Origin of the sequence: Streptomyces sp. NPDC005438 (assembly GCF_040606315.1) — a bacterium.
Taxonomy (GTDB): Bacteria; Actinomycetota; Actinomycetes; order Streptomycetales; family Streptomycetaceae; genus Streptomyces.
Genome location: NZ_JBEXEP010000003.1, coordinates 391,479 through 404,392, shown reverse-complemented (window position 1 = coordinate 404,392; position 12,914 = coordinate 391,479). Strand labels below are relative to the sequence as shown.

Genomic DNA, 12,914 nt, shown 5'->3' with positions numbered 1-12,914 from the left:
ACCCCCGACCGGCGGAGGTGGCTCGCACGTACCACGCCACTGTAGACCTTGGCCACAGCCGCCCCGCGCGGGGGGTCGACGTGTTGACGCACCCCGCTCCGGGCCGCCCCACACCCGGGGGCGGGGCCCTTCCGACACCTGTTCCCCGCGCCTTCCCGCCCCCGCCAGAGCGGGCCGCGCCCAGGGCCGCGCCACCGTCGGACGCCACCGGCCCGTGGTACGGGGTGTCCGGCCGGTGGGGCGCCCGTATCAGGGGCCGAGACGAGGAGCCGCCTCCCGGCGGGGAGGCCCATGCTGGTCCCCGGCGTATCCCGGCCGCCACCCCCGGTGACGGGAGCGACCGGCGGGCCTCGGGAGCGCCCGTGGGCGGCACCGTGCGAGAGCGGGCGGGGTCGGAATACCGGCCCCCTTCTCAACCGTTGCCGCCACAGGTGGTGAGTGACCCTCAGGAACCGGGCCGGGTACCGGGTTCACCGGCCGTCGGGACAGCGGGATCGGCGAAGGCGGCGAACCCCGCGTGGCCCCGTGTCACCCCGTGGCAGCCGCCCCGAGGGGCGGCTGCCACGACCTCCCCCACGGGCGCGAGAGGGAGGCCCGACAGGGGTACGCTCGGCACTGGCCGGTGGCGCCGATCAGCCGGCGACCGAAAACGCGGAGAGGAGCCCTGACTCAGGGTGAGCACCAAGCCGACCAACACAGACCTCGAGTGGACCGAACTCGACCAGCGGGCCGTCGACACCGTCCGAGTCCTGGCAATGGACTCGGTACAGAAGGTGGGCAACGGACACCCCGGTACGGCGATGAGTCTGGCCCCCGCCGCCTATCTTCTGTTCCAGAAGCTGATGCGGCACGACCCGGCGGACGCCGAGTGGCCCGGCCGGGACCGTTTCGTCCTCTCCGTGGGCCACTCCAGCCTCACGCTCTACATCCAGCTCTACCTGTCCGGTTACGGACTGGGCCTGGACGACCTCAAGTCCTTCCGCACCTGGGGCAGTCGCACCCCCGGCCACCCCGAGTACGGGCACACGGTCGGGGTGGAGACCACCACCGGGCCGCTGGGGCAGGGCGTCGCCAACGCGGTCGGGATGGCCATGGCCGCCCGGTACGAGCGGGGGCTGTTCGACCCCGACGCCGCCCCCGGCACCTCCCCGTTCGACCACACCATCTGGGCCGTCGCCGGTGACGGCTGCCTCCAGGAGGGCATCTCCGCGGAGGCCTCCTCCCTGGCCGGCCACCAGAAGCTGGGCAACCTGGTGCTGCTCTGGGACGACAACCACATCTCCATCGAGGGCGACACCGAGGCGGCCGTCTCCGAGGACACCTGCGCCCGGTACGAGGCCTACGGCTGGCACGTACAGCGCGTGGACCAGCTGCCCAACGGCGACCTGGACCCGGCCGGGCTGTACCGGGCGATGAAGGCCGCGCAGGCCGAGACCGAGCGCCCCTCCTTCATCGCCGCCCGCTCGCTGATCGCCTGGCCCGCCCCCAACGCCCAGAACACCGAGGCCGCCCACGGTTCGGCCCTGGGCGCGGAGGAGGTGGCCGCCACCAAGCGGCTGCTGGACTTCGACCCCGAGGTGGACTTCCCGGTCGAGGACCGGGTGCTCGCCCACGCCCGCAAGGTCATGGACCGGGGCCGGGAGGAGCACGCCGCCTGGGACAAGCAGATGGCTGCCTGGCGCAGCTCCCAACCGGAGCGGGCGGCGGAGTTCGACCGCGTCCAGGCCGGGCGGCTGCCCGAGGGCTGGGAGGAGGCGCTGCCCAGCTTCGAGGCGGGCAAGGACGTCGCCACCCGCAAGGCCTCCGGGGCGGTGCTCAAGGCGCTGGGCCCGGTGGTGCCGGAGCTGTGGGGCGGCTCGGCCGACCTGGCCGGCTCCAACAACACCACCTTCGACGGCAGTTCCTTCCTCCCGGCGGGCAACCCCCTGCCGAACGCCGACCCCTACGGCCGCACCATCCACTTCGGCATCCGCGAGCACGCCATGGCCGGCGCCCTCAACGGCATCGCCCTGCACGGCAACACCCGGGTGTACGGCGGCACCTTCCTGGTGTTCTCCGACTACATGCGCAACGCGGTACGGCTGGCGGCGCTGATGGGCGTGCCGGTCACCCACGTGTGGACCCACGACTCCATCGGGCTCGGTGAGGACGGGCCCACCCACCAGCCGGTGGAGCACCTCGCCTCGCTGCGGGCCATCCCGGGCCTGAACCTGGTCCGGCCGGCGGACGCCAACGAGACCACGATCTGTTGGGCGGAGATCCTGCGCCGGCACGGCACCAAGCCGGCACCACACGGACTGGCGCTCACCCGGCAGAACGTCCCCACCTACGAGCCCAACCCCCTGGCCGCCAGGGGCGGTTACGTCCTGGCCGAGGCCGAGGGCGGCGCGCCCCGGGTGGTGCTGATCGGCACCGGCTCCGAGGTGCAGTTGGCGGTCGAGGCCCGCGAACGGCTCCAGGCCGACGGCGTACCCACCCGGGTGGTGTCGATGCCGTCCATGGAGTGGTTCGAGGAGCAGGACCAGGAGTACCGGGACCAGGTGCTGCCGCCGTCGGTGCGGGCCCGGGTCGCGGTGGAGGCCGGGGTGGCCATGCCCTGGCACCGCTGGGTCGGGGACTCGGGACGGATCGTGTCGCTGGAGCACTTCGGCGCCTCCGCCGACTACCAGACCCTCTACCGCGAGTTCGGCATCACCGCCGAGGCCGTGGAACGGGCCGCCCGGGAGTCGTTGGACGCCGTGTCACAGGCCGGCTGAACCCCAAGACGATCACGACTAGCAGGAGTTGTCATCCATGAGTGACGCACTGGGACGCCTGACCGAGGAAGGCGTCGCGATCTGGCTGGACGACCTGTCCCGCCAGCGCATCTCCTCGGGCGAGCTGGGCGAGCTGATCGACGAGCAGCACGTCGTCGGGGTCACCACCAACCCGTCGATCTTCCAGAAGGCCATCGGCTCCGGCGAGGGCTACGAGCAGCAGCTCGCCGAACTGGCCAGCCGTGGCGTCGAGGTGGACGAGGCGCTGCGCATGATCACCACCGCCGACGTACGGGACGCCGCCGACGTGCTGCGCCCGCTGTTCGAGTCCACCGGCGGCCGGGACGGCCGGGTGTCCATCGAGGTGGACCCCCGGCTGGCGCACCGCACGGACGCCACCGTCGCCGAGGCCAAGCAGCTGGCCTGGCTGGTGGACCGCCCCAACACCCTGATCAAGATCCCCGCCACGGAGGCAGGGCTGCCGGCCATCACCGAGGTCACCTCCCTGGGGATCAGCGTCAACGTGACCCTGATCTTCTCCCTGGAGCGGTACCGGGCGGTGATGGACGCCTACCAGGCCGGACTGGAGAAGGCCGACGCCAAGGGCCTGGACATCTCCCAGATCCACTCGGTGGCCTCGTTCTTCGTCTCCCGGGTGGACAGCGAGATCGACAAGCGGCTGGAGGCCCTGGGCACCCCGGAGGCCAAGGCGCTGAAGGGCAAGGCGGCGATCGCCAACGCCCGGCTGGCCTACCAGGCGTACGAGGAGACGGTCCACGCCGACCGCTGGACCCGGCTGGCCGCCAAGGGGGCGCAGGCCCAGCGCCCGCTGTGGGCCTCGACCGGGGTGAAGGACCCGGCGTACCCGGACACCCTGTACGTGACCGAGCTGGTCGCCCCGGGCACCGTCAACACCATGCCGGAGGCCACCCTGGAGGCCACCGCCGACCACGGCGAGATCACCGGCGACACCGTTCGCGGACGGTACGAGCAGGCCAGGGCGGACCTGGACGCCATCGAGGCGCTGGGCATCTCCTACGACGAGGTGGTCCGCCAGCTGGAGGACGAGGGCGTGGAGAAGTTCGAGTCCTCCTGGAACGACCTGCTGGCCTCGACCCGTTCGGAGCTGGAACGCCAGGCACCCGAGGAGGGCTAGGACCATTGAGCGGCGCGGCCCCCAACCCGCTCCGTGACGCCCAGGACCGACGGCTCCCGCGTATCGCGGGACCGTCGGGACTGGTGATCTTCGGCGTCACGGGGGATTTGTCACGCAAAAAGCTGATGCCCGCGGTGTACGACCTCGCCAACCGGGGGCTGCTGCCACCGGGCTTCTCCCTGGTGGGCTTCGCCCGCCGGGACTGGGAGCACGAGGACTTCGCCGAGGTGGTGCACGACGCGGTCAAGGAGCACTCCCGTACGGAGTTCCGCGAGGAGGTCTGGCAGCAGCTCGCCCAGGGGATGCGCTTCGTGCCGGGCACCTTCGACGACGACGAGGCGTTCGCCCGACTCCGGTCCACCATCGAGGAGTTGGACAAGTCCCGGGGCACCGGGGGCAACTTCGCCTTCTACCTCTCGGTGCCGCCCAGGTTCTTCCCCACCGTGGTCTCGCAGCTGAAGAAGCACGGCCTCAACGAGGGCGGTGAGGGCTCCTGGCGGCGCGCGGTCATCGAGAAGCCCTTCGGCCACGACCTGGCCAGCGCCCAGGAGTTGAACCAGGTCATCTACCAGGTCTTCCGCACCCACGAGGTCTTCCGCATCGACCACTACCTGGGCAAGGAGACCGTCCAGAACATCCTGGCGCTGCGGTTCGCCAACACCATGTTCGAGCCCCTGTGGAACCGGGGCTACGTCGACCACGTACAGATCACCATGGCCGAGGACATCGGCATCGGCGGTCGCGCGGGCTACTACGACGGCATCGGCTCGGCACGGGACGTACTCCAGAACCACCTGCTCCAACTCCTGGCGCTGACCGCCATGGAGGAGCCGGCCTCCTTCGACGCCAAGGCCCTGGTCACCGAGAAGCTGAAGGTCCTCAACGCGGTGCGGCTGCCGACCGACCTGGACGCGGCCACCGTACGCGGCCAGTACCAGGCGGGCTGGCAGGGCGGGGTGAAGGTGCCCGGCTACCTGGAGGAGGAGGGCATCGACCCCGAGTCCCGCACCGACACCTACGCGGCCGTCAAGCTGGAGATCGACAACCGGCGCTGGGCCGGCGTGCCGTTCTACCTGCGTACCGGCAAGCGGCTGGGCCGGCGGGTCACCGAGATCGCCGTGGTCTTCCAACGGGCCCCGCACTCCCCCTTCGACGCCACCGACACCCAGGAACTGGGCCAGAACGCGCTGGTGATCCGGGTACAACCGGACGAGGGCGTCACCATCCGGTTCGGCTCCAAGGTGCCCGGCACCTCCATGGAGATCCGGGACGTGACCATGGACTTCGCCTACGGGGAGTCCTTCACCGAGTCCAGCCCGGAGGCCTACGAACGGCTGCTGCTGGACGTGCTGTTGGGAGACGCCAACCTCTTCCCCCGGCACCAGGAGGTGGAGCGCTCCTGGGAGATCCTGGACCCGGTCGAGGAGCACTGGGCCCGCCACGGCCGGCCCGAGCCCTACACCGCCGGCACCTGGGGTCCCAGGGCGGCCGACGAGATGCTCGCACGGGACGGACGGAGTTGGCGGCGGCCATGAACATCGACCTCACCGACACCACCTCAAGCCAGATCAACGCGGCACTGGTGCGCAGCCGCAGGGCCACCGGCACCCCGGCGATCGGCATGGTGCTCACCCTGGTCATCGTCACCGACGAGGGCAACCACTACGACGCGTTGAAGTCCGCCCGCGAGGCCTCCAAGGAACACCCCTCCCGCATCCTGGTGGTGGTCCGCCGCCCCGGACGCTCCCCCCGGGACCGGGCCATCGCCCGGCTGGACGCCGAGGTCCGGCTGGGCGGGGAGTCCGGCACCGGCGAGACCGTCCTGCTGCGCCTGCACGGGGAGTTGGCCTCGCACTCCTACAGCGTGGTGCTCCCCCTGCTGCTGCCGGACGCCCCGGTGGTCGTCTGGTGGCCCGAGGACGCCCCCGAGGTGCCCTCGGAGGACCTGTTGGGCAAGCTGGCCCAGCGCCGCATCACCGACGCCGCGGCCACCGAGGACCCCACCGCCACCCTGGAGCTGAGGTCCCGCACCTACGCCCCGGGGGACACCGACCTGGCCTGGACCCGGATCACGCCCTGGCGCAGCATGTTGGCCGCCGCCCTGGACCAGCGGCACCCCGTCATCGCCTCCGCCGAGGTGGAGGGCGAGGGCTACAACCCCAGCGGGGAACTGCTCGCCCTGTGGCTGGCCGCCCGGCTGGAGGTCCCGGTACGCCGCACCCTGTCCGAGGGGCCGGGCATCACCGCCGTACGCCTCAACACCAGTGAGGGCGACATCTGCCTGGACCGGGCACACGGCTCACTCGCCGAACTGGCGGTGCCCGGGCAGCCGGACCGCCACGTCGCCCTGCACCGCAGGTCGACCGCCGAACTGCTCACCGAGGAGCTGCGCCGCCTCGACCCCGACCCCGCCTACGAGCAGGCCATCCGCCACGGGGTACGGCGACTGGGCGAGGAGGCCGCGACGGCCGACCCGCCACCCCGCAAGCCCCGACGGGGCACCACCAGGAAGAACGCCGCCAGGGAGAGCCAGGACACCGGGGAAGCCGCCCCGCAGCCTTCCCCCACCGAGCCGGAGAACACCACGACCCCCCAGGAGGCCGGCTGATGACCCGTCCACCGGAGGTGGAGGTCCACCCCGACGCCCAGGCGATGGCCGAGGCCGCCGCCGGACAGCTGCTGACCACCCTGTCCGAGGCCCAGCAGATCCGGGGCACCGCCTCGGTGGTGCTCACCGGAGGCCGCAACGGCATCGCGGTGCTGTCGCAGATGGTCCGTTCCCCCGAGGCCCTGCTGCTGGACTTCGGCCGGCTGGACGTGTGGTGGGGCGACGAACGGTTCCTGCCCGACGGAGACCCGGACCGCAACGAGACCCAGGCCCGCGAGGCGCTGTTGGACCGGGTGCAGCTGGACCCGCCCCGGGTACGCCCGATGCCCGCGCTGGACGGCCTGTTCGGCACCGACGTCGACCAGGCGGCCGAGGCCTACGCCACCATGCTGGACCAGGTCGAAGTCCCCTTCGACGTACTGCTGTTGGGGGTGGGCCCGGACGGTCACGTGGCGTCCCTGTTCCCCGGCTCGACCGGGGTCGCCGAACGGGAGCGGAGCGTGGTGGGTGTACGCGAGGCCCCCAAGCCTCCGCCGGTACGGATCTCGCTCACCCTGCCCGCCATCCGTTCGGCCCGCGAGGTGTGGCTGCTGGCGGCCGGCCCGGACAAGGCCGAGGCGGTGGCCCGGCTGCTGTCCGAGGAGGACCCTCAGCGGACCCCCGCCTCCGGGGTGTGGGGCCGCGAGCGCACCCGCCTCCTCCTGGACCGCGAGGCGGCGGCCCACCTGGCCTCCTGACCCGGACCTAGCTACCGCTCCACGGCCGGCGCGTATCGCCGTGGAGCGGTAGGCGCGGGACAGGATCCCCTACAGAGCCCGCCGCATCTCCCCGACCAACGCCGTCCGGGTCCGGCGGGCGGCCTGCCAGGCGCGCAGGTACTCGCCAGAGTCCGGCAGGTGGCCGGCGACCACCACGTCGTAGAGGTCCAGTACGGAGAGGGTGGCCCCTCGGGCCCTGTCGACCAGTGCCCCTCGCGCCACGAGTTCCAGTCGATGCTGCGCCGTGTAGACCCCGTACTCGCTGATCACCACATGCCCCTCGCCGACCCTCCCGAGGGAGGGCTCCGCCCGCGAGAAGGCGGCCCGCGCCTGGGAAAGGGCGGTCAGGTAGTCGGTAAAGGCCGCCCGGAGCGCGTCACGATCCCGCTCCGAGCGCTCACGTCGCCAACGAAGATGATCGGTTACCAGCGTGGCGAACACGCCCAGCACCGTGCCCACGGCCACCGCCGCCAACGTCGACCCCTGCATACACCCTCCTGAAGTCTCCGGTGCGGCCGGCTCTCAGCCCCTCGCTGGTACGCCGGCCCGGACCTGGCCTCCTGACCCGGACCCGCCACGGCGAGGGGCCCCGCCCGGCAGTGGAGTACTGCCGGGCGGGGCCCCTCGGGTGTGACGGTGTGGGCGTCAGCTGACCGGGGCCAGCTTGTCCACGATGCCGGGGTTGGCGTCCATCCACTTGCGGGCGGACTCCTTCTCCTTGCCCTGGCCGCCCTTCTGGATCTCGGCCTCCAGGGAGGCGAGGTCCTTCTCGGACAGCTTGAACTTCTTGAGCCACTTGTTCAGCTCGGGAAGGTCCTTGGCGAAGGTCTTCTTACCGGTCATGTGGATGTTGTCGCCCTTGCCCCAGGCACCCTTCGGGTCCTTGAGCTTGGTCAGGTCGTACTTGGCGTACGCCCAGTGCGGCGACCACAGGGTGACCACGACCGGCTCCTTCTTCTTGATGGAGCGGTCCAGCTCGGACAGCATCGACGCGGTCGAGGAGGAGACGACCTTCCAGTCGGTGAGACCGTACTCCTTGACGACCTTGTCCTTGAGGATGCCCATCATCCCGGCGGACGCCTCGATGCCGATGATCTTCCCCTTGAACTCACCCTTGTGGTTCTTGAGGTCCTCCAGCGACTTGACGTCCTTCATGTACGAGGGCACCGACAGTTCCAGCGAGGTGGGGCCGTACCACTTGCCGAGGTCGGTCATCCTGTCACCGTACTTGTCCATGTACTGCTTGTGCGTGGTCGGCAGCCAGGCGTCGAACTGGACGTCCATGTCGCCTCTGGCCAGCGCGGTGTACAGCGGACCCGGGTCGAGCTGCTTGACGCTGGGCTTGTAGCCACGGTCCTCGAGGATGTTCTGCCAGAGGTAGGTGCTGGCGATCGCCTCGTCCCACGGGAAGTAGCCGAGCTTCACGGCCTTGCCCGCGTCCTTGCCCTCTGTCTTCCCACCGCCGGAGACGGGAGCCATCGTGTCGACGTAGTCGGGGTGCTTCTTCAGCCACTCCTTGACCGCGTCCTGCTCCTTGCCCTTGCCGGCATCGGTGATCAGGCCCTCCAGCTCGGTGAGGTCCTTCTCGTTCATCTTGAAGTTCTTCAGCCAGCCGGAGACCGTGGGGTCGTCCTTGCTGAAGCCCTTGCGCGCCACGGTGTGGATCTTGTCGCCCTTGCCCCAGGCACCCTTCGGGTCCTTGAGCTTGGTCAGGTCGTACTTGCTGTACGCCCAGTGCGGCGACCACAGGGTGGTGACGATCGGCTTCTTCTGCTTGTACGAGCGGTCCAGCTCGGACAGCATCGACGCGGTCGAGGAGGAGACGACCTTCCAGTCGGTGAGGCCGTACTCCTTGACGATCTTGTCCTTGAGGATGCCCATCTCACCGGACGAGGCCTCGATACCGATGATCTTGCTGCCGAACTTGTCCTTGTTGGCCTTCAGATCATCCAGCGACTCGATGCCCTTCATGTACGAGGGCACCGACAGCTCCAGGGAGGTGGGCCCGTACCACTGGCCCAGGTCCTCCAACTTGCTCCCGTACTTCTTCCAGTACTGCTCGTGCGTGGTCGGCAGCCAGGTGTCGGTCTGGAAGTCGAGGTCGCCCTTGGCCAGCGCGGTGAACATCGGGCCGGGGTCGAGCTGTTGCAGGCTCGCCTTGTAGCCGCGCTGCTCCAGGACCTCCTTCCACAGGTACGAGGAGGCGATGCCCTCGTCCCAGGGGATGTAGCCCATCTTGATCTGCTTGCCCTTGCCGACGTTGGTGCCGCCGGCCTGCTTGGTGTCGTCGTCGCTGCCGGCGATGTTCATGCCACCGGCGATGAGCGCGAGGACCACGACGCCGACACCGGCCACGGCGGTGCCGGGACGGTAGTGCACCAGCTTCCAGCCGCTGGCCATGGCCGCGGCCTTGGCCAGCGCGCGACGGCCGAGCGGGGAGACGCGCTGGTTGAGCGCGGCGGTCACCCGGTCCAGGTACATGGCCAGGATGACGACCGCGAGGCCGGCCTCGAAGCCGGCGCCGATCTCGACGCGGGTCACCGCGTTGTAGACGTCCTCACCCAGGCCGGAGGCACCGGCCATACCGGCGATGACGACCATGGACAGCGCGAGCATGATGACCTGGTTGACGCCGGCCATGATGGTCGGCAGCGCGAGCGGCAGCTGCACCCGACGCAGGGTGTTGCCCGGGGTGGTGCCGAAGGCCTCGGCGGCCTCCACCAGCTCGTGGTCGACCTGCCGGATGCCCAGCTCGGTCATACGTACCGCCGGCGGCATCGAGAAGATGACGGTGGCCAGCAGACCCGGCGTGACGCCGACGCCGAAGAAGACGACGCCCGGCAGCAGGTAGATCATCGCCGGCATGGTCTGCATGAAGTCCAGCACCGGACGCACGGCGGCCGAGACCGCCTTGTTCTGCGCGGCCCAGATGCCCAGCGGCACCGCGATGATCAGCGTGATCACGGTACAGACGAGCACCATGGACAGCGTCATCATCGCGTTGTCCCACAGCCCGATCGAGTCGATGACCATGAAACCGATCATCGCGAGCAGGGCGGGGAACAGGCCGCGCAACCAGAAGGTCACCACAGCGAGGATGGCGCCCATGAGCAGTGGCTCGGGGGCGCCGAGGACGGTGTTCACACCGTCGAAACCGTTGGTCAGTACGGCGCTGATCGCGTCGAACAGCCATGTCAGATGGGCCTGAAGCCAGTCGATGAACGACTCGACTCTCGACCCGAAGTCGATCTTAGGCACCAGCGGTCACCTTTTCCCCGTCACCCTCGTCGGCGTCGTCGCCGATCGCCTCACTCAGCACCGACAGCAGTCGGCCCCGCTCGATGCGGCCGACCAGGTCGCCGTCGTCACCGGTGACGCCGACCGCCTCGTCGCCGCCCGCGAAGGGTCCGAACAGTTCGGCGACCGGGGTGTCCTCGGGCACCGCGGTGAAGCTCTTGGAGAGCTTGCCCTTGGCCTGCTCCATGATCGAGCCGGCGGTGAGCACCCGGGTACGGTCCACGTCCTCGACGAAGCGGCGTACGTAGTCGTTCGCCGGCCGGACGAGGATGTCCTCGGGGGCGCCGATCTGGACTATTCGACCGTCACGCATCACCGCGATGCGGTCGCCCAGGCGCATGGCCTCGTTGAGGTCGTGGGTGATGAAGACGATGGTCTTCTTCAGCTTCTCCTGCAGCTCCAGCAGCTGGTCCTGCATGTCGCGGCGGATCAGCGGGTCCAGCGCGGAGAAGGACTCGTCCATCAGCAGCAGGTCGGCGTCGGTGGCGAGCGCGCGGGCCAGACCGACCCGCTGCTGCATACCACCGGACAGCTCGTCGGGCCAGGACTTCTCCCAGCCCTCCAGGCCGGTGAGGGCCAGCGCCTCCTTGGCGCGCTCCTCACGCTCCTTCTTCTCGACGCCCTGCACCTCAAGGCCGTACGCGGCGTTCTCCATGACGCTGCGGTGCGGGAAGAGGGCGAAGTGCTGGAAGACCATGCTGATCTTCCGGGAGCGAACCGCGCGGAGCCCGGCGGGGCTCAACTTCGTCAGGTCCTCACCGTCGAACTTCACGGCACCGGCCGTCGGCTCAAGCAGTCCGTTCAGCAGCCGCAGCAGCGTGGACTTGCCGGAGCCGGAGAGGCCCATCACGACGAAGATCTCGCCCGACTGGACCTCGAAGCTCGCGTCGATGACGGCGGCCGTGATCCCGCTCTTGCGCAGTTCCTCGCGGTCGACACCGGATTCGAGCCGGCCCACCGCCTGTTCCGCTTGTTTGCCGAACACCTTGTACAGGTGCTCGGCTTTTAGCCTGCTCACATACACCTCACGAGTCGTACGTAATACGACCCGCCTCCCCTCCGACGGGCCGCAGAGTGGTGCGGGCTGAGCCCGAATTACACCGTTTCACCCGGGGGGAGATCGGCCCCACTTCGGGTGCGCCGCTGCCCATACTTTCACACTCCAAACACATCAGTGACGCAGGCCACAACACCTGGATAACGACTGCACATCGGCGCTATAAGGCTCCGACCAGCAGATCACCCCACGGTTGACCACCGGTGACTACGGGTGGACAAGCGCCACCCACAACCCGTCAAACGACCGCGAAAACGTGCCAGTCGGAACGAACAGTGCGTCTCAGGACAAATATCACCAGAGGTCGAACGGTGCGTCACTCCCCCGACTCAACCCCCAGCTCAACCCTCGGCCAGCGCCGCCTCCAGCGCGGTGACCAACTGTTCGGTGACCCGGGGTTCGGGCGGGGCGAGGGGACCGCGTACCGGACCCCCGGGAAGACCGGCCACCTGGAACAGGGCCTTGACCGCCACGGGTGCCGGCAGTTCGGGGCCGACCTGACCGATCAGGGGCAGCAGCCTCCGGTGGAGGGCGAGGGCCGCCGGGTGGTCGCCCCGGTCCTCGTGGTCCCACATCCGGCGCAGCAGGGGCCCGGCCACGTTGGCGAGCCAGCTGACGTACCCCACCGCGCCCAGCGAACGCAGCGGCAGGTTCCACTCGTCCCCGCCCGCGTAGTACGCCAGGTCGGTCTCCGCGAGGACTCGGCCGGACCTCGACGGGTCGCCGGACCGGTCCAGCACCCCCTGGACGCGGGGGTGTTCGGCCAGGGCGAGCAGGGTGTCCGTCTCCAGAGCGGTACCCCGGTCGTGGAGCATCACCGGCAGTTCGGTGGCGTCCGCGACCGTGACCAGGTGCCGTCGCACCGCCAAGCGGCCGGTCGGGAAGGGCGGGGCGGACACCAACAGGCCGTGGGCACCGGCCTGTTGGAAGCGGCGGGCCAGCTCGACGGCGCGTCGGGTGTCACCGCCGCTCACCCCCGTGGTGATACGGGCCCGGTCCCCCACCTCGTCCCGTACCGCTTCGAGCAGCGCCAGCTTCTCCTGGTCACAGGTGGTGGCGGCCTCCCCCGTGGTGTCGTGCAGCACCAGTGCGTCACATCCGCCCCGGTCCACCAGGTGGCGGGCCAGCCTTCGGGCGCCGGGCGGGTCCAGCTCACCGTCGGGGGTGAAGGGGGTGATCATGGCGGCGGCCGTACGGCCGAAGGTCGCGTGGTCCCACATGCGGAGAGTCTGTCACCTCCCTCGTACGGTCCCGCGCGCCCCTCGGGGCGGACCCGGTGGGA

General features: G+C 70.1%; 9 protein-coding genes. 5 read left to right on the top strand and 4 right to left on the bottom strand.

Features of this window, described 5'->3' with window-relative positions:
- Positions 1–674: 674 nt before the first annotated feature.
- The 5 genes from tkt to pgl are packed head-to-tail and all read left to right on the top strand — an operon-like array spanning position 675 to position 7,257.
- The gene (gene tkt, locus ABZT14_RS09935; protein ID WP_356299155.1) at positions 675–2,756 is read left to right on the top strand and encodes a transketolase; all 2,082 of its coding nucleotides are present in this window, start codon (positions 675–677) and stop codon (positions 2,754–2,756) included.
- Between the two features lie 37 nt (positions 2,757–2,793).
- Positions 2,794–3,912 (top strand): transaldolase, encoded by a 1,119-nt coding sequence (gene tal, locus ABZT14_RS09930; RefSeq protein WP_356299153.1) that lies wholly within the window; start codon positions 2,794–2,796, stop codon positions 3,910–3,912.
- A gap of 5 nt (positions 3,913–3,917) precedes the next feature.
- Positions 3,918–5,447 carry a glucose-6-phosphate dehydrogenase gene (gene zwf, locus ABZT14_RS09925; RefSeq protein WP_356299151.1) on the top strand — a complete coding sequence of 510 codons (1,530 nt, stop codon included), beginning with the start codon at positions 3,918–3,920 and terminating at the stop codon, positions 5,445–5,447.
- Complete coding sequence (opcA, locus tag ABZT14_RS09920; protein ID WP_356299150.1) at positions 5,444–6,520, top strand: glucose-6-phosphate dehydrogenase assembly protein OpcA; 1,077 nt, start codon at positions 5,444–5,446, stop codon at positions 6,518–6,520. Before zwf ends, opcA begins: the two co-directional genes overlap by 4 nt.
- Complete coding sequence (pgl, locus tag ABZT14_RS09915) at positions 6,520–7,257, top strand: 6-phosphogluconolactonase (RefSeq protein ID WP_356299148.1); 738 nt, start codon at positions 6,520–6,522, stop codon at positions 7,255–7,257. Before opcA ends, pgl begins: the two co-directional genes overlap by 1 nt.
- A gap of 69 nt (positions 7,258–7,326) precedes the next feature.
- Here the strand turns inward: pgl and ABZT14_RS09910 are convergent, their stop codons facing one another.
- The 4 genes from ABZT14_RS09910 to ABZT14_RS09895 all read right to left on the bottom strand — a co-directional run bounded on the left by ABZT14_RS09910 (position 7,327) and on the right by ABZT14_RS09895 (position 12,852).
- On the bottom strand, positions 7,327–7,767 hold the full coding sequence (locus tag ABZT14_RS09910; protein ID WP_356299146.1) for a hypothetical protein: 441 nt from the start codon (positions 7,765–7,767) through the stop codon (positions 7,327–7,329).
- A gap of 156 nt (positions 7,768–7,923) precedes the next feature.
- Positions 7,924–10,536 (bottom strand): ABC transporter permease/substrate binding protein, encoded by a 2,613-nt coding sequence (locus ABZT14_RS09905; RefSeq protein ID WP_356299144.1) that lies wholly within the window; start codon positions 10,534–10,536, stop codon positions 7,924–7,926.
- Positions 10,529–11,593: a betaine/proline/choline family ABC transporter ATP-binding protein gene (locus ABZT14_RS09900; protein WP_356299142.1), complete on the bottom strand. Its 1,065-nt coding sequence runs from the start codon at positions 11,591–11,593 to the stop codon at positions 10,529–10,531. The genes ABZT14_RS09905 and ABZT14_RS09900 overlap by 8 nt, the downstream gene beginning before the upstream one ends.
- Before the next feature lie 380 nt (positions 11,594–11,973).
- On the bottom strand, positions 11,974–12,852 hold the full coding sequence (locus tag ABZT14_RS09895) for a dihydrodipicolinate synthase family protein (RefSeq protein WP_356299140.1): 879 nt from the start codon (positions 12,850–12,852) through the stop codon (positions 11,974–11,976).
- Positions 12,853–12,914: the final 62 nt, after the last annotated feature.